General features: G+C 68.0%; 23 protein-coding genes. 15 read left to right on the forward strand and 8 right to left on the reverse strand.

The window, feature by feature from the left end:
• Positions 1 to 46: 46 nt before the first annotated feature.
• From HF886_RS19335 to HF886_RS19345, 3 genes are all read right to left on the reverse strand, one after another.
• Positions 47 to 727: a DedA family protein gene (locus tag HF886_RS19335; RefSeq protein WP_169620453.1), complete on the reverse strand. Its 681-nt coding sequence runs from the start codon at positions 725 to 727 to the stop codon at positions 47 to 49.
• A gap of 96 nt (positions 728 to 823) precedes the next feature.
• Complete coding sequence (locus HF886_RS19340) at positions 824 to 1,465, reverse strand: response regulator transcription factor (protein WP_169620709.1); 642 nt, start codon at positions 1,463 to 1,465, stop codon at positions 824 to 826.
• Between the two features lie 78 nt (positions 1,466 to 1,543).
• On the reverse strand, positions 1,544 to 2,770 hold the full coding sequence (locus HF886_RS19345) for a histidine kinase (RefSeq protein ID WP_169653231.1): 1,227 nt from the start codon (positions 2,768 to 2,770) through the stop codon (positions 1,544 to 1,546).
• 195 nt (positions 2,771 to 2,965) lie between these two features.
• Between HF886_RS19345 and HF886_RS19350 the strand changes: the two genes are divergently transcribed.
• Both HF886_RS19350 and HF886_RS19355 read left to right on the forward strand, forming a co-directional pair.
• A complete protein-coding gene (locus HF886_RS19350; protein ID WP_169620454.1) occupies positions 2,966 to 3,583 on the forward strand; it encodes a DUF4352 domain-containing protein in 618 nt (205 codons plus the stop codon).
• A 106-nt stretch (positions 3,584 to 3,689) separates the two neighbouring features.
• Complete coding sequence (locus HF886_RS19355) at positions 3,690 to 5,723, forward strand: cytochrome c oxidase assembly protein (RefSeq protein ID WP_169653209.1); 2,034 nt, start codon at positions 3,690 to 3,692, stop codon at positions 5,721 to 5,723.
• A gap of 30 nt (positions 5,724 to 5,753) precedes the next feature.
• Here the strand turns inward: HF886_RS19355 and HF886_RS19360 are convergent, their stop codons facing one another.
• The gene (locus HF886_RS19360; protein WP_169653210.1) at positions 5,754 to 6,593 is read right to left on the reverse strand and encodes a tryptophan-rich sensory protein; all 840 of its coding nucleotides are present in this window, start codon (positions 6,591 to 6,593) and stop codon (positions 5,754 to 5,756) included.
• Between the two features lie 153 nt (positions 6,594 to 6,746).
• Between HF886_RS19360 and HF886_RS19365 the strand changes: the two genes are divergently transcribed.
• From HF886_RS19365 to HF886_RS19390, 6 genes are all read left to right on the forward strand, one after another.
• Positions 6,747 to 7,856: a lipase family protein gene (locus HF886_RS19365; protein ID WP_296550964.1), complete on the forward strand. Its 1,110-nt coding sequence runs from the start codon at positions 6,747 to 6,749 to the stop codon at positions 7,854 to 7,856.
• Positions 7,857 to 7,928: 72 nt separating this feature from the next.
• Entirely contained in the window at positions 7,929 to 9,602 is a 1,674-nt protein-coding gene (gene ettA, locus HF886_RS19370) for an energy-dependent translational throttle protein EttA (RefSeq protein WP_169620458.1), read from the forward strand.
• 4 nt (positions 9,603 to 9,606) lie between these two features.
• On the forward strand, positions 9,607 to 10,047 hold the full coding sequence (locus tag HF886_RS19375) for an acyl-CoA thioesterase (RefSeq protein ID WP_240952149.1): 441 nt from the start codon (positions 9,607 to 9,609) through the stop codon (positions 10,045 to 10,047).
• Between the two features lie 163 nt (positions 10,048 to 10,210).
• The gene (locus tag HF886_RS19380; protein ID WP_240955237.1) at positions 10,211 to 14,962 is read left to right on the forward strand and encodes an NAD-glutamate dehydrogenase; all 4,752 of its coding nucleotides are present in this window, start codon (positions 10,211 to 10,213) and stop codon (positions 14,960 to 14,962) included.
• A 3-nt stretch (positions 14,963 to 14,965) separates the two neighbouring features.
• Positions 14,966 to 15,400 carry a thioesterase family protein gene (locus HF886_RS19385; RefSeq protein ID WP_169620461.1) on the forward strand — a complete coding sequence of 145 codons (435 nt, stop codon included), beginning with the start codon at positions 14,966 to 14,968 and terminating at the stop codon, positions 15,398 to 15,400.
• Positions 15,393 to 16,091 (forward strand): hypothetical protein, encoded by a 699-nt coding sequence (locus HF886_RS19390; protein WP_169620462.1) that lies wholly within the window; start codon positions 15,393 to 15,395, stop codon positions 16,089 to 16,091. Before HF886_RS19385 ends, HF886_RS19390 begins: the two co-directional genes overlap by 8 nt.
• A 5-nt stretch (positions 16,092 to 16,096) precedes the next feature.
• Here the strand turns inward: HF886_RS19390 and HF886_RS19395 are convergent, their stop codons facing one another.
• Positions 16,097 to 17,713, reverse strand: a complete 1,617-nt coding sequence (locus HF886_RS19395; protein ID WP_169620463.1) for a glycoside hydrolase family 13 protein — start codon at positions 17,711 to 17,713, stop codon at positions 16,097 to 16,099.
• Between the two features lie 82 nt (positions 17,714 to 17,795).
• Between HF886_RS19395 and HF886_RS19400 the strand changes: the two genes are divergently transcribed.
• Positions 17,796 to 18,218: a cupin domain-containing protein gene (locus HF886_RS19400; protein ID WP_169653213.1), complete on the forward strand. Its 423-nt coding sequence runs from the start codon at positions 17,796 to 17,798 to the stop codon at positions 18,216 to 18,218.
• Positions 18,219 to 18,236: 18 nt separating this feature from the next.
• Here the strand turns inward: HF886_RS19400 and HF886_RS19405 are convergent, their stop codons facing one another.
• A complete protein-coding gene (locus HF886_RS19405; protein WP_169620465.1) occupies positions 18,237 to 18,629 on the reverse strand; it encodes a globin in 393 nt (130 codons plus the stop codon).
• Positions 18,630 to 18,814: 185 nt separating this feature from the next.
• On the opposite strand from HF886_RS19405, the gene HF886_RS19410 reads away from it, so the two are divergent.
• The 3 genes from HF886_RS19410 to HF886_RS19420 all read left to right on the forward strand — a co-directional run bounded on the left by HF886_RS19410 (position 18,815) and on the right by HF886_RS19420 (position 20,231).
• Positions 18,815 to 19,441, forward strand: coding sequence for an HNH endonuclease (locus tag HF886_RS19410; protein WP_169620466.1), 627 nt, complete (start codon positions 18,815 to 18,817; stop codon positions 19,439 to 19,441).
• Positions 19,442 to 19,504: 63 nt separating this feature from the next.
• On the forward strand, positions 19,505 to 19,771 hold the full coding sequence (locus HF886_RS19415; RefSeq protein ID WP_169620467.1) for a hypothetical protein: 267 nt from the start codon (positions 19,505 to 19,507) through the stop codon (positions 19,769 to 19,771).
• Complete coding sequence (locus HF886_RS19420; protein ID WP_169653214.1) at positions 19,758 to 20,231, forward strand: DUF5130 family protein; 474 nt, start codon at positions 19,758 to 19,760, stop codon at positions 20,229 to 20,231. The genes HF886_RS19415 and HF886_RS19420 overlap by 14 nt, the downstream gene beginning before the upstream one ends.
• A 144-nt stretch (positions 20,232 to 20,375) precedes the next feature.
• On the opposite strand, the gene pepN is transcribed toward HF886_RS19420, so the two are convergent.
• On the reverse strand, positions 20,376 to 22,958 hold the full coding sequence (gene pepN, locus HF886_RS19425) for an aminopeptidase N (protein WP_169620469.1): 2,583 nt from the start codon (positions 22,956 to 22,958) through the stop codon (positions 20,376 to 20,378).
• Positions 22,959 to 23,142: 184 nt separating this feature from the next.
• Here pepN and HF886_RS19430 point away from each other — a divergent pair, with 184 nt between their 5' ends.
• The 3 genes from HF886_RS19430 (at position 23,143) to HF886_RS19440 (ending at position 25,169) form a co-directional block, all read left to right on the forward strand.
• On the forward strand, positions 23,143 to 23,769 hold the full coding sequence (locus HF886_RS19430) for a DsbA family protein (RefSeq protein ID WP_169653215.1): 627 nt from the start codon (positions 23,143 to 23,145) through the stop codon (positions 23,767 to 23,769).
• Between the two features lie 119 nt (positions 23,770 to 23,888).
• Positions 23,889 to 24,368, forward strand: coding sequence for a ribose-5-phosphate isomerase (locus HF886_RS19435; protein ID WP_169653216.1), 480 nt, complete (start codon positions 23,889 to 23,891; stop codon positions 24,366 to 24,368).
• Positions 24,369 to 24,371: 3 nt separating this feature from the next.
• Positions 24,372 to 25,169, forward strand: a complete 798-nt coding sequence (locus HF886_RS19440; RefSeq protein WP_169653217.1) for an Fpg/Nei family DNA glycosylase — start codon at positions 24,372 to 24,374, stop codon at positions 25,167 to 25,169.
• Here HF886_RS19440 and HF886_RS19445 read toward each other — a convergent pair.
• Complete coding sequence (locus HF886_RS19445) at positions 25,157 to 26,344, reverse strand: wax ester/triacylglycerol synthase domain-containing protein (RefSeq protein ID WP_346765418.1); 1,188 nt, start codon at positions 26,342 to 26,344, stop codon at positions 25,157 to 25,159. The genes HF886_RS19440 and HF886_RS19445 overlap by 13 nt on opposite strands.
• Positions 26,345 to 26,459: the final 115 nt, after the last annotated feature.

Below are 26,459 nucleotides of genomic sequence, written 5' to 3' on the forward strand. Positions count from 1 at the left end.
GCCAGAATCTTAACGGCTCGGCGGCCAGCCGTGTGCGGGTACCCCTCTACGCGTTGCGCGCGGAGCCGGGGTTGTCCTCCTGGGCCTCCGGTGCGGTGCCGTTCCCCGGCGGGGAGACGCGCGGAATGTCCACCTCGCCGCCCTTGACCCTCTGCAGCACATGGTCGATCCCGATCCCCAGGACCACCGCGACACAGACGGAGATCACTGCGCCGAGCAACGGCTGGGATTCGAACCAGCCACCGACGAGCCTGCCCATCAGCGACGAGTACAGAGCCCAGGTGATGCCGCCGAGGATGGTCAGCGGCACGAACTTCTTGCGGGGGTATCGAGTGGCGCCGGCCGTCATGTTCACGGCGATACGGCCGATCGGGATGTACCGGGCGGTGAGGATGACCGCCGCGCCGCGCTTGTCCAGCCCGCGGCGGGCCCACGCGAATGCGGCCTTGCCCTTCGGGCTGCGCATCCACCGGAACCGGTCCGTGCCGGCCCGTCGTCCGATCGTGTACGCGATGTTGTCTCCGAGGATCGCCCCGACCGCTGCGATGACGATGATCGCGGCGAGGTACGGCCGACCCGTCGAACCCGACAGCGACGCCAGCGTGACGAGCACCGTCTCGCTCGGGACCGGCGGGAAGAACCCGTCGACGGTGCACACCACGAAAAGCAGCGGGTAGACCCACAGCGCAGCCGCCTGACCGGTGATGAATTCGTTGATCACATCCATGGGCTGGTGGTGTGCTCCCGTCGGTATCGCGCACGTGCTCACCCCACGGTATGCGGTCGGGGCGGAAGTGGGAACGACTGCGACGCCCCGACGGACTCAGGCGACCAGTCCGGCCCGGAACGCGGCCAGAGCCGCCTCCACTCGATTGCGGGTTCCGAGTTTGGTGAAGACCGCCGAAAGGTGCGTCTTGACAGTCGTTTCGCTCAGGAACAAGCGGCCCGCGATATCGGCGTTGGACGCTCCGGTGGCCAGCACGCGCAGCACGTCGCGCTCCCGCTCGGACAGTCGAGTGAGGTCCGTCACCGCGGGCGCCGGGGTTGCCGCGTGGTGGTGCGCCACGATGCGGCGCAGCGAGTCGGCGCTGAACAGTGTGTTCCCGGCAGCAACCGCCCGCACCGACTGATGGAACGTCTGCGGCGGCTCGTCCTTGCTCAGGAAACTGTGCGCGCCGGCAGCGACGGCCTGCACCACGAGATCGTCGACGTCCATCGCCGTCATGGCGATCACGCGGGGAGGGTGGGGCATCGACATGAGTTGCCGGGTCGCCTCGAGGCCGCCCACTCGGCGCATCTTCAGATCCATCAGCACCACGTGCGGTGAGAACCGGTGGACGGCGTGGGGGACCCGGTCGCCGTCGTCGACATCGGCCACGACCACGATGTCGTCGGTCGCGGCGAAGATGTCGGTGACGCCTCGGCGAACGAAGGGGTCGTCGTCGACGACGAGCACGGTGATCATCTCGGCAGCAGCGGGCACGGGTCGAGCCTAGGACCCGCCCCCGACACGAGGCGTGCTCCGTCCCTTACAGAATCCCCGTCAGGCCGACCAGGGCACCCAGCAGTCCACGACGAACTCGGAGCCCACCACCCCGGCCCGGAGCGTGCCCCCGATCTGATGGGCCTGCTCGGTGAGACCGGTCAGGCCCGCTCGCGAGCCGATGGGCACGGTCGGAGGCAACGAACTGAGCCCATTGCGCACGTCGATCCGGATGCCCTGGTGGGCAGCGCCGGTGATGGTGATGCGCACCGTCTGGTCCGACGCGTACTTCTGAACGTTGGTGAGGGCTTCCTGCACCACCCGGTACGTCACGTGGCCGGACACGGTTCCGACGTCACCGGGCTGGAGATCGGTGAACAAGACGGTGTGCAGCCCGGCCGCGCGCGCGGACTGGACGAGATCGGCCACGGCATCTATCCCTTGATGTCCGCTGGCCCGCGACGCGCCCGCCGTCCCACGAAGCACCCCGACGATGCTCTTGAGCTCGTCGAGAGATTCGTGCGCGGTACTGCGGATCATCGCGGCCGTATTGGCTGTCTTCTGCGGATCATCGGCCCCACCGACCTGCAGTGCTCCCGCGAACAGGGAGATTCGGCTCAGTCCTGCGGCGAGCGTGTCGTGCATGTCGCGGGCGATCCGGGTTCGTTCCTCGGTACGGATCATCTCGTCGTGGATCGATTCCGTCTTCGCCGTCGCGCGGTCGCGCACGCGTTCGGCGACGGTCAGCTGCGAGCGGGTCTGCTCGAGCAGCGCGAGCACCACCACGACCGTGACGAGCGCCGCCGCGACCAGCAAGGGGATCCACCAGGCGACCTCCCACATCGGCTTGGGTGCGGTGTCCTCCGGGCGCATCGTGCCTATCGTGAGTACCGAGTTGTCGCGGGTGCGGTGCGCGTCGTACGTGAGTGAGATACCGCACGCGACGAAGACGGCACCGGCGGCTCCGGCAAGTCGTCCGCTGCGTTCCGATTTGACGACGGCGTACAGCGCGATGAGCGCGGCGGTGGCGTCGGTGGAGAACAGCAGAGGTCCGAGGAGCGTGACGGCGAGCACCGTCCAGGGGCTCGAGTGGCGCCACACCAGAGCAAACGCTGCGACCAGGCCGAGCACGAACCCGAGTGCGAAGTTCCATTCGGGAACCGTGTTCGAGTCCGACGACAGTCCCAGGGTCAGCAACGTGCAGAACAGGCTCAGTGTCACGGCACCGGTGGTCCAGGCACGCCGGCGCCACACCGGACGCCGGAGACCCTGAGCGGAAGTAACCATCACTCGGTGCACGCTACGCAATCGCGTGGCACACCCACATGGTCCGAACGGTCCGCAGCGATCGGTCCGAAAGGAGGAGGTGGTCCGTCCGATCGGACGAGGTGCCGGACCGGGCAACTCGGGTGAGCTGTTCACACCGGAGGAGCGGCACCGCCCGCTCCGCATCTCCAGCCCAGACCAATGAGGAGAAGTGTGATGACGCACCCCATCTCGTACCCCGACCCGAACCAGAACCCGTCCGGACAGCCGCCGCGCGCCAAGCGCCGGATCTGGCCCTGGATCGTCGTCGGGGTGCCCGTCCTCCTGTTCGGTGCCTGCTCGGTCGCCGTGGTCTCCAGCGTCGGCGGCGAGAAGGAGGCCACCGTCACATCCGGTCCCGCCGGCGACGAGGTAGTGGCCGATCGGGGGCCGGAATTCTCCGGGAAGCTCGACCACGACACCGCCGCGGTGGCCGGCGCCACCATCACCCGCGACGATCTCGCCTACACCGTCGGGCCGCTCCAGCTCATCGACTCCGTACTGGGCAGCTACCTCTGCAGCGAGGTGACGATCGTCAACGTCGGAACGGACCAGAACGACTTCAACGGATACATGGACTGGCATGTGCAGGACGCCGGCGGCGCGATCCGCAATTCCACCTTCGGCGCCGACCGTCCGATGCTCAATTCGGGCCGCCTCGCGCCGGGCGGCGCCGCAACCGGAAACGTGTGCTTCGACGCCCGGGCCGGTGCCGCTCCCGGCACGTACGTCGTCCTGTTCGAGGACACGTTCTCGCTGTCGACCGATCGGCTCGCCTGGGTTTCGACACTCTGATCCGACTGTTCGATACGTGCCCGTCGGAGTGATCCCCGGCGGGCCGTCACAGTGATGTCCGACGGGGCGTCGTAGTTACGGTTCGGGAGGTCCTACCCTGGTAGGCATGGCAGCACCCGAGCTCGCGTCCGACGCGCAGCATTCAGTGCCCGCGTCCGGACGCGGGAACCCGTCTGTTTTGTTCGTCCTCTTCGGCATCCTCGCCGCCATCGTCGCGGCACTGATCGTCGGCGCGTCCGCCGCGCAGGCGCTGGTGCTGCTCGGCATCCCGGACCCGGGGGCCTTGACCACGTACGGTCTGCCCGCCGTTCGTGCGGTGTCCGAAATCGCGACCGTGATCACGATCGGTTCGCTGTTCTTCGCGGCGTTCCTGGTGCCGCCGCAGAAGAACGGTGTCCTCGATGTCGACGGGTACCGCGCGGTCCGGACCGCAGGCGTCGCGGCGGTGGTGTGGGCCGCGACGGCCGCGCTGCTCGTGCCGCTGACCCTGTCCGACACCTCCGGCGCGTCGTTCACCGAGGCGCTCCGGCCGGAGAACCTGTTCAGTGCGCTCGGCCAGGTGGAGACCGCGTCGGCCTGGGCGTGGACGACGGTGCTCGCCCTGATCACCGCGCTGCTGATCCGGATGGCGGTGCGCTGGTCGTGGGTGCCCTATCTGCTTCTGCTGTCGCTGGTGGCATTGATGCCGGTCGCCCTGACGGGCCACTCGTCCTCGGGCGGATCGCACGACCTCGCCACCAACAGCCTGGTGCTGCATCTCGTGGCCGCGTCGGTCTGGGCCGGTGGCCTGTTCGCACTTCTCGCGCATTCGTGGCGCGGCGGCGCGTACACCGGCGTCGCGGCGCGACGGTTCTCCTTCGTCGCCGGTCTCGCGTTCGTGGTCATGGCTGTGACCGGCGTGATCAACGCGGGAGTGCGGGTCTCGCTCGACGACCTCACGACAACCACGTACGGCAGGCTCCTGATCGCCAAGATCGTGGCGCTGGTAGTGCTCGGGCTGTTCGGCTGGATGCAGCGGCGACGGGCACTTCCGGCGCTCGAAGCCGATCCGACCAGCCGGGGTGCCCTCGTCCGGTTCGCCGCCGTCGAGTCGTTCGTCCTCGCCGCGACGGTGGGCCTGGCCGTCGGGTTGGGCCGCACCCCGCCGCCGGCCCCGGATGCCGTGCCCACGGTTCAGGAAGTGGCCCTCGGATACAACCTCGAGGTGCCCCCGTCGTTCGCCAACCTGTTCTTCGGGCAGTGGCGATTCGACCTCATCTTCGGCACCCTCGCGATCGTTCTGGCCGTCGCATACGCCATCGGCCTGTGGACGCTGCGCAAGCGCGGTGACGCCTGGCCGGTGGGCCGGAGCATCGCCTGGTTCTCCGGTTGCTTCGTGCTGCTGGTCGCCACGTCGTCGGGTGTCGGCATGTACTCCGCCGCGATGTTCAGCGTGCACATGGGCGCGCACATGGCCATGTCGATGCTCGCGCCGGTGCTCCTGGCACTCGGCGGTGCGATGACCCTGGCGCTGCGCGCGTTCAAGCCGGCCGGCCGCGGTGCTCCTCCGGGACCCCGCGAGTGGATCCTCGAATTCCTGCACAGCCCGCCGTCGCGGTTCTTCACTCACCCGATCGTCGCGTCGGTGATGTTCGTCGGCGGCTTCTACGCCTTGTATCTCGGTGGCATCTTCGAGACCTTCGCCGACAGCCACACCGCGCACGTGCTGATGAACCTGCACTTCCTGATGAGCGGCTATCTCTTCTACTGGGTGGTGATCGGCGTCGATCCGTCGCCACGCGACCTGCCGCCGGTCACGAAACTCGGCATGGTCTTCGGTTCGCTGCCGTTCCACGCATTCTTCGGCGTCACCCTCATGAGCATGGGAACGGTGATGGCCGAGTCGTACTACCGCGGTCTCGCGCTGCCGTGGAACTACGACCTGTTCGACGACCAGAAGGTCGGCGGCAGTATCGCGTGGTCGGCGGGTGAGATCCCGCTCGTGCTCGTCATGCTCGCATTGCTCGTGCAGTGGTCGCGCAGCGATACACGGACTGCGCGCCGGGTGGATCGGGCCGCGGATCGTGACGAGGACGCCGACCTCGCCGCGCACAACGCGATGTTCGCGGAGTTGGCCCGCCGGGACCAGGAAGCGCGCTAGCGGCCCGCGGGAGCGCCTGCGGTCCGGGTCTCACACGGGTTTTCGCGTGCGGGCCCGTTCGGTGGCGATCCGCACGGCAACTGCGGCCACCACCGCCACGACCGCGGCGACCACCGCCGCAACCGCCGCCGGTGTCGAGTTCCAGCCGTCGTCGGCGGTGCGGCCGACCGCGATCCAGCCCAGACCCCAGGCCATGGCGGCGGCAACCGCGAGACGTCCGTGCCCGGCGAACGCGACCACCACCGACACGGCCGCGACCACGGCGAGGATCACCACGGCCCACACGTCGGCGCCCCACCCGAACGGATCGATGTCCGCGGAATTCAGGGCCGCCGCGGTGTTGGCGACCGTGGCGACCGCGACCCACCCCAGGTAGACGAACATCGTGCCGTCGACGACGACAGCCTCGAGGCGGCTCGACGGAGCAGATGCCGTGAGCCCGAGGAAAACGCGAACCAGGATTGCGAGCAGTGCGACGATCACCACCACGCTGAGGCCGACCTGATCGATCTGGATCGTCCCGATCCATAATGCGTTGAGAAGCATCGACGCGGCGATCCACCAGCCGAGAGTGCGTTGCCGCGGGTCGGTGTGGTGGGCGGGCAGCAACTGCCATACGGCGAGGGCGATCAGGCCGATGTAGATGACCGTCCAGATCGCGAAAGCCGGGCCACCTGGGGCAACGGCTGTCGCATCGGAGGCGAGCACACCGCCTGCCGCTTCGGCGACGGGCGTGCCGGCGGAGGTGCCGAGGTACGAGCCGGCCACGGCGATCACCGCACTCACCGCGACCGTGACGACGCGTGCGATATCCCGACCGGTCCTGGCCCCGACGGCAGGAGTGGAAGGTGAGAAGGAATGTGAGGTCATGCACACGGGTTGCCCTGTGTAGCGCTCACCCAATCGGGATCTGCCGGGATCCCATCTTCGATACCGGATGCCCGGTTTGCACGTATGGTGCTGCCTGTGACTGCGCGCAGGGGGACGGACGAGAAGACATCGCACGGACGTACGGGGAGTGTGATCGCGGGTTTTCTCGCGTGCCTTCTTGCCGTCGGAGCGCCCGTTGCCGTCTCCGGTACAGCGCACGCACAGCCGGCACCCGGAGCGGTGGTGTCGGAGGCCCCGCTCGACAGCCGATTGTCGTTGCCGGGAGCCGCCTCCGCTCGTGCGCTCTCGTACACGACGCAGTGGCGCTCGGGTGAGACGGCGACTGCCACCGGGGTGGTGTTCGTACCCGGCGGCGAACCTCCCGCGGGCGGCCGGCCCGTCGTCGCCTGGGCACACGGCACCACCGGTCTCGCCGACGACTGCGCCCCCTCCCGTAATCCGCGGAGTGAACGCGACACCGCCTACCTCGAGCATTGGCTCGATCAGGGATATGCCGTCGTCGCGGCCGACTACCCGGGTCTCGGATCCGACGGCCTGCATCGATACCTCGACGGGCAGAGCGCCGCGAACAGCATCGTCGATCTCGTGCGTGCGGCGCGCGCGGTGGAGCCGTCGCTGTCGGAGCGCTGGGTGGTCGTCGGGCAGTCGCAAGGAGGGCACGCGGCGCTGCACACGGCGAATACCGCCACCGATCGCGCGCCCGAACTCGACTTCCGCGGAACACTCACGACGGGGGCGCCGTCGAATCTCGAACTGGTCTTCCCGATCGGCTTCCCGGAGTTTCCGGATCTTCCGCTCGACGGACTGACCGCCTTCGGAGCGTTCATCTTCGCTGGGCTGCGCGAGGCGGATCCGGGACTCGATCTCGACGGCTATCTCACCGGTCTCGGGCGGGAAGTCGTCGATGCGGCGGAGTCGCTGTGTTACGACGAGATGCTCGCGCGCTACACCGGCGTCGGGATCGGGGACCTGCTCGCCCGACCGCTCGGCGACGACCGGTTCCCGGCGGCCCTGTCCGATTACCTGGGAGTTCCGGTGAACGGTTACGACCGGCCGCTGTTTCTCGCCCAAGGCCTCGACGACCGGGTCGTGCCGGCGCCGTTGAGTGTCAAGCTGGTCGCGGACCTGTGGGCCGGGGGAGCGCAACCCCGGTTCGCCACCTATCCCACGGGGCATTCGGAGACCATGGCCGCGTCGCTTCCGGACACCACACCGTTCGTCGCGGAGTTGTTCGCGGGCTGATCGGAGGTCCCGCTCGGGCGGGACGACGCGCAGGATGTGGGTTATCCCGCCGGGGCGGATACGCTGGTCGTCATGGCGGAGTTCATTTACACGATGAAGAAGGTGCGCAAGGCGCACGGTGACAAGGTCATCCTCGATGACGTCACCATGAGCTTCTACCCGGGCGCGAAGATCGGCGTCGTGGGACCCAATGGCGCGGGAAAGTCGTCGATCCTCAAGATCATGGCGGGCTTGGATCAGCCCAGCAACGGTGAGGCTTTCCTCGATCCGGACGCGACGGTCGGCATCCTCCTGCAGGAGCCCCCGCTCAACGAGGAGAAGACGGTCAAGCAGAACGTCGAGGAGGGCCTCGGCGACATCAAGGTCAAGCTCGACCGGTTCAACGAGATCGCCGAACTGATGGCGACGGACTACTCGGACGAACTGATGGAAGAGATGGGCGTCCTCCAGGAGGAGCTCGACCACGCCAACGCGTGGGATCTCGACTCGCAGCTCGAACAGGCGATGGACGCGCTGCGCTGCCCGCCGCCGGACGAGCCGGTCACGCACCTCTCCGGTGGTGAGCGCCGCCGTGTCGCGCTGTGCAAGCTCCTGCTGAGCAAGCCGGACCTGCTGCTTCTCGACGAGCCCACCAACCACCTCGACGCCGAGTCCGTGCTCTGGCTCGAGCAGTTCCTCGCGTCGTACCCCGGCGCAGTCCTGGCCGTCACTCACGACCGGTACTTCCTCGACCATGTCGCGCAGTGGATCTGTGAGGTCGACCGCGGCAAGCTGCACCCGTACGAGGGCAACTACTCGACGTACCTGGAGAAGAAGGCCGAGCGCCTCGAGGTGCAGGGCAAGAAGGACCAGAAGCTGCAGAAGCGCCTCAAGGAGGAGCTCGAGTGGGTCCGGTCCGGTTCGAAGGCCCGGCAGACGAAGAGCAAGGCGCGCCTCGGACGCTACGAGGAGATGGCAGCGGAAGCCGAGAAGCACCGCAAGCTCGACTTCGAAGAGATCCAGATCCCGACGCCTCCGCGCCTGGGCAACGTCGTCGTGGAGGTCGAACACCTCGACAAGGGCTTCGACGGCCGCGTGCTCATCAAGGACCTGTCGTTCACCCTGCCGCGTAACGGCATCGTCGGCGTGATCGGTCCCAACGGCGTGGGTAAGACCACGCTGTTCAAGACCATCGTGGGTCTCGAGGAGCCGGATTCGGGCACCGTCAAGGTGGGCGACACCGTCAAGCTGAGTTACGTCGACCAGAACCGCTCCAACATCGACCCCACCAAGAACGTGTGGGAAGTCGTGTCGGGCGGCATGGACTACATCGAGGTCGGGCAGAACGAGATGCCGTCGCGCGCGTACGTCAGCGCGTTCGGTTTCAAGGGACCGGATCAGCAGAAGAAGGCCGGCGTGCTCTCCGGCGGTGAGCGCAACCGGCTGAACCTCGCGCTGACCCTCAAAGAGGGCGGCAACCTGATCCTGCTCGACGAACCGACCAACGACCTCGACGTCGAGACCTTGAGTTCGCTCGAGAACGCGCTGCAGCAGTTCCCGGGCTGCGCCGTCGTGATTTCCCACGATCGCTGGTTCCTCGACCGCACCTGTACCCACATCCTCGCCTGGGAGGGCAACGTCGAGGAAGGCAAGTGGTTCTGGTTCGAGGGCAACTTCGAGGCGTACGAAGCCAACAAGGTCGAGCGTCTCGGCGCGGATGCGGCACGTCCGCACCGCGTCACCCACCGGAAGCTCACTCGTGACTGATCGTCTGGAGACGAAGCCGAACGGTGTCGGGACGAACACCGTCGGCGAGCCGTTCCGTTGTTCGCTCGAGGTGCGCTGGGCCGATTCCGATCGGCTCGGTCACGTCAACAACACCAAAGTCGTCGAGTACATGCAGGAAGCGCGGATCAAGTTCCTGGTCAGCCACCTTTCTGGGCGCGGTGTCGTCGCGGTCCGCAAGATGGACGCCGAGTTCCTGCGGCCCATCAAGGATGCGTCGGGCCCGCTCGATGTCGAGATCGCCGTGTTGCACGTGGGTACCTCGTCGTTCACGCTGCGCCACACGATCCTCGACCGGCACGGGGTGGTGTGTGCCCACGGGGACGCTGTTCTCGTCGGGTTCGACGTCCACACCGATCGGTCGAGGCCGCTGAGCGATCTCGAACGTGAGGTCCTCGACCGGTACCGGGTCGCGGCGCCGGGCTGACAGCCCGCGTGTCCGGCCCCCAACCTGTGGCGCCGCGGATAGGCTCGAACTCGGGCCCGTCCGCGGCGCTCGGTTTTGTCCGGCAAGCAGGTCAGGGAGTGAAGTAATGGCGGATTCAACTGCGTCGCAACTGGATTCGTCGTTGGTGGCGACTCTCGTGCAGATGTACGAGCAGTCGGGCGAGGAAATCGGCGCACCCGAAGCAGTGGCCGCCGCCCATCTCGAACTGGGACGCGAGCGTGCGCCGGGCACGGCGGCGATCCGGGTTCGTCCGCCGGGAGACGACCCACTGGGATCGACCGCCCAGATCGTCACCGACGACATGCCCCTCCTCGTCGAGGCCGTCCTGGCACTCTTCGCCCGCCTCGGAGTGGGTGTCGATGCGGTGGTGCACCCGGAGTTCTCGGCACTGCGCGACGACGCGGGACTGCTGCGCGACCTCTCGCCCGGAAACCCGTCGGTCGACGACGAGGACCCTGTGCACCGGATCGCCGAGTCGTGGATGCACGTGCAGTTCGCACTCGGAGCCGACGGACCCACAGTCGACGAGATCGACGACGGACTCCGCCGTGCGCTGGCCGAAGTGCGGCAGGTCGTCTCCGACACCGAACCGATGCTCGCCCTGCAGCGCGAACTCGCCGGTGCACTCGACGCGCTCGCGGTCGTTCCGCCGCCGCAGCACACCGCCACCGTTCTCGCCGAAACCGCCGATCTGTTGCGCTGGCTCGCCCGCGGGCATTTCACCATGCTCGGTTACCGGCGCTACGAGTTCGTCGACACCGATGGATCAGGCGTGGTGCGAGCGCGCCCCGTCCGGGGCAGCGGACTGGGGGTCCTGCGCACCGAGGGCCCCGACAGCGATCCACTCGAGTTGCCGCCCGGTGCGCACCCCGACCGGCGGCCGTTGCTGGTCCTCACCCAGGGGGCGCTGCCGACGACCGTGCACCGCTCGGTCTATCCGTATTTCGTGGGGATCGCAGTCCTCGATGCGGAAGGTCGCGTGGTCGGTGAGCACCGCTTCCTCGGAGTGCTGACAGTGACCGCGCTCAACGACAACATCCTCGACATCCCGCTCATCTCCCGCCGGGTGCGTGCCGTGATCGCCCGTGCCCACGTGGACATTTCGTCGTACAGCGGTCAGGCGATGCTCGAGATCATGCAGACCATCCCGCGTGCCGAACTCTTCTCGATGGACACCGCCACCCTCTACGACACCGTCACGTCGGTGGTCGACATCCGCAGGCAGGTCCGGTTGTTCGTACGCGTCGACACGCACCGCCGGTACGTGTCGTGCCTGGTGTACCTGCCGCGCGACCGGTACACGACGAAGGTCCGCATCGCGATGCAGGACATCCTCTTGAGCGAGTACGGCGGGGGAGTCCTCGACTACACCGCGCGGGTCTCGGAGGGGGAGCTGGCTCTCCTGCACGTCACGATCAGGTTCCCCGGGCGCGGCCGGCACGAGATCGACACCTCCGACGAGAACCGCATCCGGATCCAGGCGCTGCTCGCGGCGACCAGCAGGAACTGGACCGATCGGCTTTCCGAGGCCGCCGCCGGCGATGCCCGCGTCGACGCCGCACTGGTGCAGCGATACGCCGACGCGGTGCCCGAGGCGTACAAGGAGGATTTTCCGTCGGAGCGCGCGCTCTCCGATCTGGTGGTGCTCGAGGGTCTTCGGGTCGGTGAGATCGAGACGCGGCTCTGCCGGTCCGACGGCGCAGCACCCGGGGCGTGGCGCTTCACCCTGTACGTCGGCGACGAGCCGGTCACCCTCGGCCGGGTGCTTCCGGTGCTGCAGAGCCTCGGCGTCCAGGTTATCGACGAGCGCCCGTACCGGGTTCCACGGTCCGACGGAATCGATTGCTGGATCTACGATTTCGGTCTCGGGCTTCCGGGCGATCTCTCGCCGGACACTCTGGACTCCGACCCGACGCTCGCGGGCCGTTTCACCGACATGTTCGTCGTCGCCTGGCGCGGCGACTCCGAAACCGACAGATTCAACGAACTGGTGTTGCGCGCCGGGCTGGTGTGGCGTCAGGCGGTCATGCTGCGTGCGTACGCGAAATACCTGCGGCAGACCGGTTTTCCGTACAGTCAGCACAACATCGAAGGCGTACTGCTCGACTACCCCGAGATCACGGTCCTGCTGGTCCGGCTGTTCGAGGCCCGATTCGATCCGGAGGTTGCCGAATCCGAGAGTGAAGAACGCATCTCCGGCGAGCTCACGTCGAAGATCGAGGCCGTGACAGGACTGGTCCCCGACCGGATCCTGCGGGGGCTGTTCTCGCTGATCCGCTCCACCCTGCGCACCAACTACTTCGTCCCCGCGGACGACGACTCCGCCCGCGGCCGCGTCCTGTCGATGAAGCTCGATCCGGCCGGCATCGCCGAACTCCCGCAGCCACGACCGAAGTTCGAGATCTTCGTCTACGCACCCGATGTGGAGGGCGTGCACATGCGGTACGGCGCCGTCGCCCGCGGTGGTCTCCGATGGTCCGACCGCCGTGAGGATTACCGCACCGAGGTTCTCGGGCTCGTCAAGGCGCAGGCGGTGAAGAACGCCGTCATCGTTCCCGTCGGGGCGAAAGGCGGATTCGTCGTCAAGCACGCGCCGCAGCCCACCGGCGACGCCGCTGCCGATCGTCGAGCCGTCCGTGAGCGCGGCGAACAGTGCTACCGCCGGTTCATCTCCGGGCTGCTCGACGTCACCGACAACCTCGATCGGTCGCGCACCACGGTGATCCCACCGGAACGGGTGGTGCGCCACGACACCGACGACACCTACCTCGTGGTGGCCGCCGACAAGGGCACCGCGTCGTTCTCCGACCTGGCCAATTCGGTTGCGGCAGACTACGGCTTCTGGCTCGGTGACGCGTTCGCATCCGGCGGCTCGGCCGGATACGACCACAAGGAGATGGGCATCACCGCGCGCGGCGCATGGGAGAGCGTCAAGCGGCACTTCCGTGAGCGCGGACTCGATACGCAGACGGAGAACTTCACCGTCGCCGGCATCGGTGACATGAGCGGCGACGTGTTCGGCAACGGGATGTTGCTCAGCGAGCACATCCAGCTCGTCGCCGCGTTCGACCACCGCCACATCTTCCTCGATCCGGAGCCCGACGCGGCTCGCTCGTTCGCCGAACGACGGCGGATCTTCGAGCTTCCCCGCTCGTCGTGGGCCGACTACGACCCGGCACTGATCGGCGAGGGCGGGGGAGTGTGGGAACGCACCCGCAAATCGATCCCGGTCAGCGAACAGGCCCGCCGGGTGCTCGCCCTGCCCGACGACGTCACCGAACTCGCCCCGTCCGAACTGATCCGGGCGATCCTGCGCGCACCCGTCGACCTGCTGTGGAACGGCGGCATCGGCACCTACATCAAGGCGCGCTCGGAATCCCACGCCGACGTCGGGGACAAGAGCAACGACTCCGTGCGCGTCGACGGCGACAGTGTGCGGGCACGGGTGGTCGGCGAAGGCGGCAATCTCGGAGTGACGCAACTCGGGCGTATCGAATACGCCCGCACCGGCGGAAAGATCAACACCGACGCTATCGATAACTCGGCGGGCGTGGACTGCTCCGACCACGAGGTCAACATCAAGATCCTGCTCGACTCGGTGGTCACCGCCGGCGAACTCCGGACCGAAGACCGTAACCCGCTGCTCGCCTCCATGACCGACGACGTCGCGGAACTCGTGCTCGCCGACAACATCGGGCAGAACAATGTCCTGGGTCTCGAGCGAGCGGCCGCGCCATCGCTGCTCGGTGTACACCAGCGGCTCCTCGGCGCGCTCGAAGCCGAGCACGGACTCGACCGTCGCCTCGACGCGTTACCCGACGACGCCGAGATCGCACGCCGGTTCACAGCGGGGGAGGGCCTCACCTCGCCCGAGTTGTCCCAGCTGCTCGCCCACGTCAAGCTCGCCCTCGTCGAGGAACTTCTCGCCACCGACGTGCCCGACAGCGACACGTTCGCGTCGCGCCTGCCCGGTTATTTCCCGCCCGCGCTCCGGGATCGGTTCGCCACCGCAATCAAGGCGCACCCGCTCCGCCGGCAGATCGTCGCGACCATCCTCGCGAACGAAACCGTCGACAACGGCGGCATCTCCTTCGTGTACCGGCTGACCGAGGAGACCGGAGCGTCGAGCACCGACGCGGTCCGCGCATACGCCGCGGTCACCGCGATCTTCGGGCTGCCCGCGATCTGGGACCGGGTCCGCAGCGAGCGGCTTCCCACCGACGTCGAGGACGACCTGCTCCTCGAATCGCGTCGGGTCCTGGACCGCGCGTCGCGGCGGCTGCTCTCGACACGGCCGCAACCCCTCGCGGTGGGCGCGGAGATCAGCCGGTATCGCGACCGCTTCGCACGACTCGCCCCGCGGGTCGGCGAATGGGTGCGGGGGCATCACGTCGAAGACTTCGCCCGCAGGACCCGGCCCGTGCTCGATCGGGGTGCGCCGGCCGAACCCACGGATGCGGTGTACTACCTCCTCGTGCAGTTCGCGCTGCTCGATGTCATCGACGTCGCGGACATCGTCGAGCGGGACGACGAGGAGGTCGCGGAACTGTACTACGCACTCGACGCGCATCTCGGAATCGACCGCCTTCTCAGTGCGGTCTCTGCCCTCGAACGAGGAGACCGCTGGCACTCCCTCGCCCGCTTGGCATTACGCGACGACCTGTACGGATCGTTGAGTGCCTTGGTGCTCGACGTGTTCGCCGGGGCGGAGCCGGGCGAGACCACCGCGGAGATGATCGAGGACTGGGAGTTGTCCAACGGGTCGAGGCTCGTGCGTGCGAGGGCGGCGCTCGAGGAGATCTTCGCGTCTGGGAACCTGGACCTCGCCGTCCTGTCGGTGGCGGCACGTCAGATCAGAAGCATGGTGCGCACCGGCGCATCCGATCGGAGGTAACGAGTGGGCAGCGCGGGGGAACAGTTCGGATTCCACACCGAGGTGATGGTGCGGTGGTCCGACATGGATGTCTTCCAGCACATCAACCACGCGCGGATGGTGACGTTGCTCGAAGAGGCGCGCATCCCGTGGCTCTTCGCCGACGGCCGGCCCACCCAGAGCCTGCGCGAAGGTGCCGTGATCGCAGATCTCCACGTGCGGTACCGGCGGCAACTCCGCCACTCGGACGGCCCGCTCGACATCATGATGTGGACCGAGAAGGTCCGGGCGGTCGACTTCACCATCGGTTACGAGGTGCGTCCCGGTGGCGCTCCGGCCGACTCCGCACCGGCCGTGATCGCCTCCACCCAGATTGCGGCGTTCGACATCGACACCCAGCGGCTGCGGCGGCTCGACGACCACGAACGTGAGTTCCTGCTGCGGTGGCGGCGTGACTGACACAGCCGGCCGGGGCCGCGGTGAACGCGCGATACGTCTCGACGGGCCCGCCGAGCGCACCGACCTCGCCAGCTTCCTCACCCATGTGCTGCGCATGGACGACGCGGCTGTCGTACGCCTGCGCCGCCGGGGCGACGGTGTGCTCGGCGTGTGGGCGCAGACCGGCTTCGAGGTCCTCGCGTCGCGGGTCGTGCGCGGCACCGTCGATCCTGCCGACACGTGCGTCGCCGCCGACGGCCTGCGCGCCGCGCTCGTCGGGGCGTCGGGTCCGCACCCCGAGGTGGACCCGGGATGGGCGATGGATTCGGCCTGGCGCGGTGCGCTGCCCCCCGAGGGCGGCTACACGCACGTCGACGACGTCCCTGCCCGCGTGCTCGTCGAACTCGCCCACCGCGGCGTGACCGTGACCCGCGAGCAGGGCGCGCAAGGACCTCCGGCGTCGCTGCTCGCGCAGGAAGTACTGGAAGTGAGCGGCGGTGACACGACGGTGGGGGTGCCCATGCGGATGGTCTTCGCGCTGGGCGCAATGGGATTCGTCCCCACCTCGGGCCGGGACTCCGGCGATGTCGAGGGCATCGATCCCGCCGAGGTGGTCCGGGTTCGCGCCTCCCCGACGTGGCTGCGCCTCGATGCACGGTACGGGTCCGTCCATCTGCGCCGGACCGGTGGTCTCGGTCTGAGTGTGGTGTAGCCCGGTCAGACGAGCCAGGCGGCACTGTCGGGCGGGAGATGCCGGCCCGCGATCGGTGTGCTGGACAACAGCACCGTGCCCGGCGGGAGCACGACCGGCTCCGTGCCGGCGTTGAGCACACACGTCACTCCGCCGGTACGCCGGAACGCGAGACAGCCGGGCGGGCTGCCGTACCAGCCGATGTCGTCGCCGGAGATCTCCGGACGTTCGTGCCGCAGCTCGATGGCGCGCCGGTACAGCGACAGTGTCGATCCCGTGTCGGCGAGCTGCGCTTCGACGGTGAGCGCGGCCCAGTTCTCGGGCTGGGGCAGCCACGACTGCGACGCGCCGGTGAATCCGAACGGAGGGGCCGTGCCCTCCCACGGCAGAGGGACGCGGCATCCGTCCCGGCCACGGTCGGTGCGCCCCGAGCGTTCCCACACCGGGTCCTGCAGCACCTCGTCCGGGAGATCCACGTTCGGTAGCCCGAGTTCGGCTCCGTTGTAGACGAACGCCGCACCCGGTAGCGCCAACTCCACCAGGATCATGGCGCGGGCCCGGGCGAGGCCGCGCGCACCGCCTCCGTAGCGGCTCACCTCCCGGTCCACGTCGTGGTTCGACAATGTCCAGGTCGGGGACGCCGGTGTGCCGGCGACAGCGGCGAAGCCCTTGTCGATCGCTTCCTTGATCTCGTTCGCATCCCAGCCCGCGAGAGTCAGGTGGAACTCGAAACCGAGGTGCAACTCGTCCGGCCGCAGATAGGCGGAGAACCGCTCGTGATCGCTGACCCAGATCTCACCGATCGTCACCGCATGCGGATACTCGTCGAGCACTTCCCGGATAGCCCGGTGGATGGCATGGACTTCGGGATTGTCGAAGCGGGGATCGGACGCGGCATGTCCGAGGAGTTCGTTCTCCTCCCAGCCGTCGTGGTCGGCCAGGTCTGCGGGCTTGGCCATGCCGTGCGCGACGTCGATGCGGAACCCGTCCACGTGCCGGTCGTGCAGCCAGAACCGGAGAGTCTTCTCGAGGTCCTCGCCGACATCCGGGTCGGCCCAGTTCAGATCGGGTTGCTGCGAGGCGAACACGTGCAGGTACCACTGGCCCGGGGTGCCGTCGGGCTCGGTGACCCGGGTCCAGGCCGGACCTCCGAAGATGCTGGGCCAGTTGTTCGGCGGCTCGTCGCCGCCCGGTCCGCGACCGTCCCGGAAATGGAAACGGTTGCGTTCCGCGCTTCCCGGTGGCGAGGCGAGTGCCTCGTGGAACCAGGGATGTTCGCTGCTGACATGGTTCGGCACGAGGTCCATCACGACACGAATGCCCCGCGCGTGCGCCTCGCCGACCAACGCGTCGAAGGCGGCGATGTCACCGAAGAGAGGGTCGATGTCGCGGGGGTCGGATACGTCGTACCCGTGATCCGCCATCGGCGACCGCATCACGGGATTGAGCCAGAGCGCGTCGACTCCGAGGAGTTCGAGGTACCAGAGGTGGCTGCGGATCCCGGCGAGATCGCCGACCCCGTCTCCGTCCGAGTCGGCGAACGACCGCGGATACACCTGGTAGAACACGGCATCGCGCCACCAGGCCCGCGCGGGGACGGGACCGTCGGTCGGCGCATCGCTGGGGCGGGCCACGGGAGTCATCGTGACAGATGCGCGCTGCGTGGACAGGTCGAACCGTGGCAGCGAATTCCTGTGACCGCGCACACGTGATAGGACAATCCTCATGAATTGGACGCCGATCGTCGCTGTCTCCCTCGACGATGTGGAACTTCACGACGATCCGATCGACCCGGACTGGATCCACGACGGGACGCCGGTGGCCCGCAGCGGTCAATGGTCGACAGGGAGCGACCTGACCACCACCACCCATGTGTGGGACTGCACGGCGGGCCGTTTCACATGGCACTTCGGCGCCGACGAGATCGTCCACATCGTGGAAGGTTCGGTGATCGTCAGTTCCGACGACGCCGATCCGCGGATCCTCCGTGCCGGGGACGCGGCCCTGTTCCGGGCCGGCACGTCCGCGCTCTGGGAGGTTCCCGAGTACGTCCGCAAACATGCGATTCTGCATCGGGTGATGCCCGCACCGCTGATCTTCGGATTCCGCGTCGCCGGAAAGCTCAGGTCGCTCGTGCGGAGGGGCTGACCCGTTCCCGGGACGGCGTCACACGGCCGAATTCATCATCGAGTCGGCTGCCATGTTCATGTAGTCGAGCAGTTGGCGGCGGTGGGCGTCGTCGAGGGTCTCCTCGTCGATCGAGGCGATCGCGGTGTGCATACAGCGCAGCCACGCGTCGCGCTCGAGCGGTCCGATGCGGAACGGGTGGTGCCGCATGCGCAGGCGCGGGTGGCCGCGTTCGTCGGAGTAGGTGTGCGGCCCGCCCCAGTACTGCTCGAGAAACATGCGCATGCGCCGCTCGGCCGGGCCGAGATCTTCCTCGGGGTACAGCGGACGGACGATCTCGTCCGCGGCCACCTCTTCGTAGAAGCGCGCCGTGATCTTACGAAACGTCTCGGCGCCGCCCACTGCGTCGTAGAAGGTCTGCTCGTCACTCATCGGTTTCTGCTCACCATCCCTCTCGAGTGTCCATTGTGCCCGTTGCAGCGGCCCGCCCGTCGCGGCAGCGGTATCCGTGTCCGGCGGCCCCGGAAGTTCACATACCCGACCTCGGCAAGTCGCACGATTCAGGGTGCGATTTTCGACCATCCGTGATGCACTGTTTCCAGTCTTCCGGAGGTCGTATGAAGCACCGCAGCAGCGCACATCGACAACTCCCGCCCGCGGATGCCCCGATGGGGGCGCCGGGGGCCAACACCCTGCGCGTGGTGCGCGACAGCACGGCGGTGCCCGACTGGGTCAAACGACGGGTGCTGCTGCTCAATGCCACCTACGAACCTCTCACGGCGCTGCCGGCCCGGCGCGCCGTCATTCTCATGACCGGTGGTAAGGCCGATACCGTCCACGACGACCCGCACGCGCCGTTCGTCCGCTCAGCGGAATGGTCGGTGCAGTTGCCTTCGGTGATCCGCCTGCGCAGTTACGTCCGGGTGCCCTATCACGCCCGGGTACCCATGACCCGCGCGGCGCTCATGCACCGCGACGGAAACCGCTGCGCATATTGCGGCGCGAAAGCCGAGACGATCGACCACGTGGTGCCTCGCAGTCGCGGAGGCGAGCACAGCTGGGAGAACTGCGTCGCGTGCTGCGCGCCCTGCAACCACAAGAAGGCAGACAAGATGCTCGCCGAACTCGGGTGGACGATGCGCGCCGTTCTCACCCCGCCGAAGGGCAGGCACTGGCGCCTGCTCGCCACCCTCCCGGAGTTGCACCCCACCTGGCTGCCGTACCTGGGAGAGGGCGCCGCCTGACGGCACGGTACGGAATCAGGGGCGTATGCGGCCTTTCCCGGGTGCCTGGGCTACCGTTTGCGTGTGAGCATTCTCGAGACAACCCTGATCTTCGTCGGCATTCCGCTGCTGATCATCTTGGTCTTCGCCGGTCTGTCCCTGACCGGGCAGCGATACCCGGGCCCCGTTCCGTCCGATACCGCGTACACCCTCGGCCAGAAGTGGGAGTACGAGCCGGTGCTGTGGACCGCCACGGACGAAGTGACGCGCCCCGGGCATCACGCCCATCACGGACATGTCGTCGGTAACCCGGCGGATCTGATCGGAGGTACCGCAAGTGGCAAGTGGTGACGTGATCCACACTCCCGCCCGTTCCCAGGAGACTCTTCCGTACGGCGCGGCACTCACGACGAGCGGCCGAATTTCGAGCGCTCGCCCGCTCGGCGAGCCGTTCGCCGGACCGCCGTTCAAGGACAGCGACCTCATCCGGCTCGACGACACGCTGACCGATGCCATCCGGGCAACCCACGTGCGGTTCTCCGTGTACATCGGTGATGCCGTGAACCCGGCTGCCGAGACCGACGCGCTGCTGCCGGCGACCCCCGACGCGGAGAACTCGGTGCTGATCGCCGTGTACCCCAATCAGCGGGCCATCGAGATCCGTTCCGGACGCGAGGCTTCCGCCCGCGCGACGGATCGCGTCCTGCAACTCGGCGTCACCGCCGCGCTGGCGTCCTTCGGCCAGGGGAACCTGCTCGACGGCATCACCAGTGCCGTCCGCGTGATGGCCAACGCGATCATCGCACCGTAGGTCTCGATGCTTCTGTAGTTTCGGCGGTCTCGCGGCGCCGGCGACCCTGCCGTCTCTGCGCTCCGCCACCGTGGCCCGGTGCCGCGCTCGGTCCGACGACCGGGTGCGGCACCGGGCCACAGGCGTTTCACATGCCGTGTGAGATCACGACGCGTCGAACGAGCGTGCCTTCAGCGACCGGACGATCCCGGCGCGGCCCTCGACGATGAGCCGGCGCAGCGCCGGCGGATGCTCCCCGGCGAGGAAGTCGTCGGCCGCTGCCACCGCATCCTCGGTGACGGCCCACGACGGGTACAGACCCACCACTACCGTCTGCGCGACCTCGCTCGAGCGCCGCCCCCACACCTGCGGAACCTCGGCGAAGTACCGTGCGACATACGGTGCGAGCAAGTCGCTCTGACCCAGCGGCGCGAACCCGCCGATGACGGCTCGGGCGGTGACGTTGGGGACGGTGTCGTCGTGCACGACGGTCTCCCAGACCTGTTCCTTCACTTCCGCCTGTGGCCGGGCGGCGCGTGCCGCAGCTGCCTGGCGGGCGCCTGCCGCAGTGGCGTCGCGGCGGGCCTCCGCGTCGATGAACGGCGACTCGACCCCGTCACTGTCGATCTCGCCCGCCGCGGCGAGCGCGTGGACGATGCGCCAGCGCAGGTCCGTGTCGACGACGAGTCCGTCCAGTCCCACCGACGCCGGGTCTGCGTCGAGCAGTTCGGTCAGTACTTCGGTGTGCCACGGCGACAGTTGCGCGCTGCTCAGCGCATTGACGAACGCGAGCTGGTGATCCGATCCCGCCTCGGCCTCGCGGGCAAGCTCGAGCAGCCGGTTCGCGAAGTCGGGCCAGCCTCGCTCGTTCGCCCACGACGGCTCCGAGTAGCTTGCCAGTGCGGTGGCCGCTTGCATCAGCAGACGCTGCACGACGCCCACTTCGGTTTCGGCGGCGATGCCGCGCTGCACGAGTGCGACGAAGTCCCGAGCCTTCAGTTCCGCCTGCCGGGTCATCTCCCACGCGGCCGACCACACGAGGGTGCGCGGCAACGAGTCGGTGATGTCGCCGATGCGCTCGAGGACCGTCGAGAGCGACTCGTCGTCGAGGCGCACCGAGCAGTACGTCAGGTCGTCGTCGTTGACGAGCACGAACTTGCCGCGGGGCACTCCCACCAGTTCGGGGACGTCGGTGCGCTCGGCCGCGTCGACATCGATCTCGACGCGGTGGGTCCGGACGAGCTTGCCCGAGCCGTCGTCGTCGTACACACCGATCGCCAGACGATGGACCCGCAGTTCACCGGCGCCGGGCAGGGCGCCTTCCTGAACCACTGCGAAGCGGGTGAACGTGCCGTCGGCGGCGACCTCGAAATCGGGTCGCATGATGTTCAGCCCGGTGGTCTTGAGCCACTGCGCTCCCCACCCGGACAGGTCGCGTCCGGAGGACTTCTCGAGAGCAGCGAGCAGGTCGTCGAAAGTGGCGTTGCCGTACGCGTGCTCGCGGAAGTAGTCGCGCAGCCCCGCGAGGAACGGTTCCTGCCCCACATAGGCGACGAGTTGCTTGAGCACCGACGCGCCCTTGGCGTAGGTGATGCCGTCGAAGTTGACCTCCACGGCGGCGAGGTCGGGGATGTCCGCGGCGATCGGATGCGTGGACGGCAGCTGATCCTGCCGGTACGCCCACGACTTCTCGACGTTCGCGAAGGTCGTCCACGCGTTGGTGTACTCGGTTGCCGACGCCTGGCACAGCACCGACGCGAAAGTCGCGAAGGACTCGTTGAGCCACAGGTCGTCCCACCACCGCATGGTGACGAGGTCGCCGAACCACATGTGTGCCATCTCGTGCAGCACCGTCTCGGCGCGGCGTTCGTACGAGTACCGGGTCACCTTGGAGCGGAAGACGTAATCCTCGAGGAATGTCACCGCCCCCGCGTTCTCCATTGCGCCGGCGTTGAACTCGGGCACGAACAGCTGGTCGTACTTGCCGAACGCGTACGGCACACCGAAGTTGTCGTGGTAGAAACCGAAACCCTGCTTGGTTTCGGCGAAGAGGCGGTCGGCATCCATGTGTTCCGCGAGCGACGCGCGGCAGTAGAGGCCCAGCGGGATGGTGCCGTGCGCGTCGCTGTACTCGTCCGTCCACTGCGCGTACGGACCGGCGATCAGCGCGACGAGGTAGGTGCTCATGCGCGGTGTCGTCCGGAAGATGTGCTGCCCCGGTTGCGCGGCCGCCGTCTGCACCTCCGCACCGTTGGAGATGACCTTCCAGCTCTCGGGCGCGGTCACGGAGACGTCGAACGTCGCCTTGAGATCGGGCTGATCGAAGCACGCGAACATCCGCTTCGCGTCGGCGGTCTCGAACTGGGAGTAGAGGTACACCGCGTCGTCGGTGGGGTCGACGAATCGGTGCAGACCCTCGCCGGTGTTGGTGTAGAGGCACTCGGCGTCGACGACGAGTTCGTTCCGTGCCGCCAGGCCCGTCAGGGCGATCCCGGTGTCCTCGGTGTAGCCGGACACGTCGACCGGGGCGCCGTTGAGGGTGGCCGAGGTGACCGATTTCGCGATGAGGTCGATGAACGTCGACGCACCTTCGGTCGCGTCGAAGCGCACGGTGGTGAGAGAGCGGAACGTCGTGGTGCCGGGTGCTCCGGCTCCGTCCGTCAGATCGAGCTCGATGCTGTAGTTGTCGACGGACAACACGGCGGCGCGCTCGGCGGCCTGCTCGCGGGTGAGATTGGGTGGTGCCACAGAAGAGCTCCTTTTCACGACGGGATGTCGGCAGGCATCCATCCCATCATGATCGGGGTAGCGCCATGGTCGGGACGTCGGAACGTCGCCCGTGCGGACAGGGCGGGGAAGAATACGGCCCGACAGACTGTTGGACGGCGTATCGCGGCAACCGCCGGGTTCGGACCATCCTGAGGAGACCTTCGTGAGCGACTCGACCACCCCCACCGGCAAGGACACCGCTGATTTCTGGTTCGACCCGCTGTGCCCGTGGTGCTGGGTGACCTCACGCTGGATTCTCGAGGTCACGAAGGTGCGCGACATCGAGGCACGCTTCCACGTGATGAGCCTGGCAGTGCTCAACGAGGGCCGCGATCTCCCGGAGGAGTACGCCGAACGCATGAAGGACGCATGGGGTCCCGTGCGTGTCGCCATCGCCGCGGCACAGAAGTACGGCGACGACATCCTCTCGCCGCTCTACACCGCGATGGGCACCCGGATCCACAACGAGGGCAACGAGAACCTCGACGACGTCGTCGCCGGCGCGCTCGCGGAACTCGACCTCGATCCGTCGCTGGCCGACGCCGCGGCCAGCACCGAGTACGACACGGCGCTGCGTGCGAGTCACGCCGCGGGAATGGACGCCGTGGGCCAGGACGTGGGAACGCCGACCATTCACGTCAACGGCATCGCGTTCTTCGGACCGGTGTTGTCGAAGATTCCGCGCGGTGAAGAAGCCGGCACCGTGTGGGACGGCGTCGTCGCACTCGCGTCGTACCCGCACTTCTTCGAGCTCAAGCGCAGCCGCAACGAGGACCCGACGTTCGACTGAGGTCCGAGCCTGCCCGGTGCTTCGGACGCGAGACGCGTTCGAGGCACCGGGCGCGGCGTCTTCGGGCACATCCGGGCAGGGCGTCGGTCCGCACACCGGGGACTCGTTAGACTCTGCTCATGCGCGTGTACCTGGGAGCCGACCATGCCGGTTTCGAACGTAAGAATCAGATCATCGAACACCTGACCGCGAACGGCCACGAGGCGATCGACTGCGGCGCCTTCGAGTACGACGCTCAGGACGACTACCCGGCGTTCTGCATCGAGGCCGCCCGTCGCACCGTTGCGGACGAGGGAAGCCTCGGACTGGTGCTCGGTGGCAGCGGGAACGGCGAGCAGATCGCGGCGAACAAGGTCCCGGGCGCGCGGTGCGCGCTGGCGTGGAGCGTCGAGACCGCCACCCTCGCCCGCGAACACAACAATGCTCAGCTGATCGGCATCGGCGGCCGGATGCACACGCTCGAGGAAACCCTCGCGATCGTGGATGCCTTCCTCGCGGCCGAGTGGTCGAACGAGGAACGTCACCAGCGTCGCATCGACATTCTTGCCGAGTACGAGAAGACCGGTGTGGCTCCGGCCGTGCCGGGCACATCGAACTGACCTGTGCCCGAAGGACATATCCTGCACCGGCTCGCCCGGTTGCACACCGAGTGGTATTCGGGTGCGCCGGTGCGGGTGTCCAGTCCCCAGGGACGCTTCGAGGACGGTGCCCGGGCAGTCGACGGGCGGGTCCTCGTCCACGTCGACGCGTGGGGCAAGCATCTGTTCCATCATTACGACGGTGGCCTCGCGGTGCATGTCCACCTCGGTATCTACGGAGCCTTCACCGACACGGAGTTGCCGCTGGGCGAACCGGTGGGGCAGGTCCGCATGCGGATGATCGGTGCTCGTCACGGCAGCGACCTGCGCGGTCCTGCGGCGTGCGAGGTGCTCACCGAGGGTGAGGTCGACGCGATCGAGGCGCGCCTCGGACCGGATCCGCTGCGTCCGGACGCCGACGCGGAGCGGGTGTGGACACGAATGAGCCGCTCCCGCAGCCCGATCGGCTCGCTGCTGATGGATCAATCCGTGATCGCCGGGGTCGGCAACGTCTATCGCGCGGAAGTGTTGTTCCGCCACAACATTCATCCCGGTCGGCCCGGACGCGATCTCACACGCGACGAATTCGATGCGCTGTGGAGCGATCTCGTCGAACTCATGGAAGTGGGGGCGCAGCGCGGGCGAATGCACGTCGTCCGCACCGAACACGACGACGGGATGCCCTCCTATGCGAAGGACCGTCCCCGCACGTACGTGTACCGCCGTACCGGTGAGCCCTGTCGTGTGTGCGGGACCCCGGTGCTGCACAAGGTGATGGGTGCGCGGAACCTCTTCTGGTGCCCGACGTGTCAGCCGGACTGACCAGCGGCCGGGTCGACGCCGGGATCGCCGGCCGAGCCGACGACAGCGTCGACTCCGATGCGTAGGCATTCGTCGAACACGTCCCGATCCGGCACCGCGACGGGATCGACGGTGACCCCGATCCCGCATCCCGCCCGGTACGACATGAGCGTCGCGTTGAACGCGGCGCCGTGCGTCGGGCCGAAACCGTAATACCGCTCGACTTTCGCGCCACCGATGTAGAGCGGCGCGCTCGACCCGGGGAGGGTGGCGGTCAGTACGTCGTGCGCGCCGAAGAGCGCCTCGCTGTTCGACAGTGTGGTCACCGGTTCTCCGCGCAATCCCCGGCCACCCGCGGGACGTGAGTCCGCGCCGTCGGGAAAACTGGTGCGATCCGTCTCGATCCGGCGCATCAGTTCTTCCGGGTTCGAAGCACTGTCGAGCAACTCGACCGTGACGGGGTGGCTCGTGGACACCGGAATTGCGGCGCGCAGGTTGTCGGCCTTACGCCCCTGGCGGTGCTGGTATGCAGCGCACGCGAGCAGCATCGCGGCGGCGAAGCCGCTCTCGAGTCCGCAGTTCGACCGGTCGGTTGCGACCCGGAGGTCTGCGAGCGGAACGTCGACCACATGAAGCCGGTACGGCAAGTGCCGGTGAGAGGAGTGGTCGGACGCCGTGCGCCCATCCGGGGTGTCTGCGGGTTCTCCCAGAAGAGTCTTCACGACGGAAGTCGCAGTGCGGGCCAGTCCGCGTGTGGCCGAGCGTGCCCACGACCGGACGGGATCGCCCGTGTCGTCGGGGGCCGCGAGGTGATGCAATCGGATCACCAGGGCAGACCGCCCGCCCGTCAGTCCGTCGAGCAGTGTCAGCCCCCACAGAGGGTGCCGCACGGCCGGTGTCGGGGGAGCGGTGCCCGCGAAGTCGAGTACGTCGGCGAACGTGGCGTGCGGGGGTAAGGACACCCGGTCGAGGTGCCACGGCGGATCGGAATCGGGGTCGCCGGCCCATCGCGGAGCTTCGAGCCCGAACGGCACGTCGACGACCCGGTGCCGGAAGCTCGGCGCTTCGTGATTTCCCGGTGCCAGCATGCCGGTGACGCGATCCCAGTCCGGAACGGCGTCGAGGGCGACGACCGCCACGACGACCGAACGCGGCACGGGAACGGTGGTTCCGTCGCGGTCGGGTCGGTCGGTCACAGTGGGGACGCTCTCACACGATCCGGCCCGCGACACGATCTTGTGTGGCGCATCGCGGATTCGAGTCGAAACGGTGATCCGCCGTCGCCGGCGCGCAGACCGGGACGGAAACGAC

The organism is Rhodococcus sp. 105337 (assembly GCF_012844225.1).
In the GTDB taxonomy this organism is placed as follows: Bacteria; Actinomycetota; Actinomycetes; order Mycobacteriales; family Mycobacteriaceae; genus Rhodococcus.

What these genes read in the sequence shown, in the direction of transcription:
- HF886_RS19435 (WP_169653216.1), top strand. Translation starts at nt 23,889, where the DNA reads ATGCGCGTGTACCTGGGAGCCGACCATGCCGGTTTCGAACGTAAGAAT.
- HF886_RS19395 (WP_169620463.1), bottom strand. Translation starts at nt 17,713, where the DNA reads ATGACTCCCGTGGCCCGCCCCAGCGATGCGCCGACCGACGGTCCCGTC.
- ettA (WP_169620458.1), top strand. Translation starts at nt 7,929, where the DNA reads ATGGCGGAGTTCATTTACACGATGAAGAAGGTGCGCAAGGCGCACGGT.
- HF886_RS19335 (WP_169620453.1), bottom strand. Translation starts at nt 727, where the DNA reads ATGGATGTGATCAACGAATTCATCACCGGTCAGGCGGCTGCGCTGTGG.
- HF886_RS19355 (WP_169653209.1), top strand. Translation starts at nt 3,690, where the DNA reads ATGGCAGCACCCGAGCTCGCGTCCGACGCGCAGCATTCAGTGCCCGCG.
- HF886_RS19380 (WP_240955237.1), top strand. Translation starts at nt 10,211, where the DNA reads ATGTACGAGCAGTCGGGCGAGGAAATCGGCGCACCCGAAGCAGTGGCC.
- HF886_RS19350 (WP_169620454.1), top strand. Translation starts at nt 2,966, where the DNA reads ATGACGCACCCCATCTCGTACCCCGACCCGAACCAGAACCCGTCCGGA.
- HF886_RS19340 (WP_169620709.1), bottom strand. Translation starts at nt 1,465, where the DNA reads ATGATCACCGTGCTCGTCGTCGACGACGACCCCTTCGTTCGCCGAGGC.
- HF886_RS19360 (WP_169653210.1), bottom strand. Translation starts at nt 6,593, where the DNA reads ATGACCTCACATTCCTTCTCACCTTCCACTCCTGCCGTCGGGGCCAGG.
- HF886_RS19400 (WP_169653213.1), top strand. Translation starts at nt 17,796, where the DNA reads ATGAATTGGACGCCGATCGTCGCTGTCTCCCTCGACGATGTGGAACTT.
- HF886_RS19345 (WP_169653231.1), bottom strand. Translation starts at nt 2,770, where the DNA reads ATGGTTACTTCCGCTCAGGGTCTCCGGCGTCCGGTGTGGCGCCGGCGT.
- HF886_RS19405 (WP_169620465.1), bottom strand. Translation starts at nt 18,629, where the DNA reads ATGAGTGACGAGCAGACCTTCTACGACGCAGTGGGCGGCGCCGAGACG.
- HF886_RS19410 (WP_169620466.1), top strand. Translation starts at nt 18,815, where the DNA reads ATGAAGCACCGCAGCAGCGCACATCGACAACTCCCGCCCGCGGATGCC.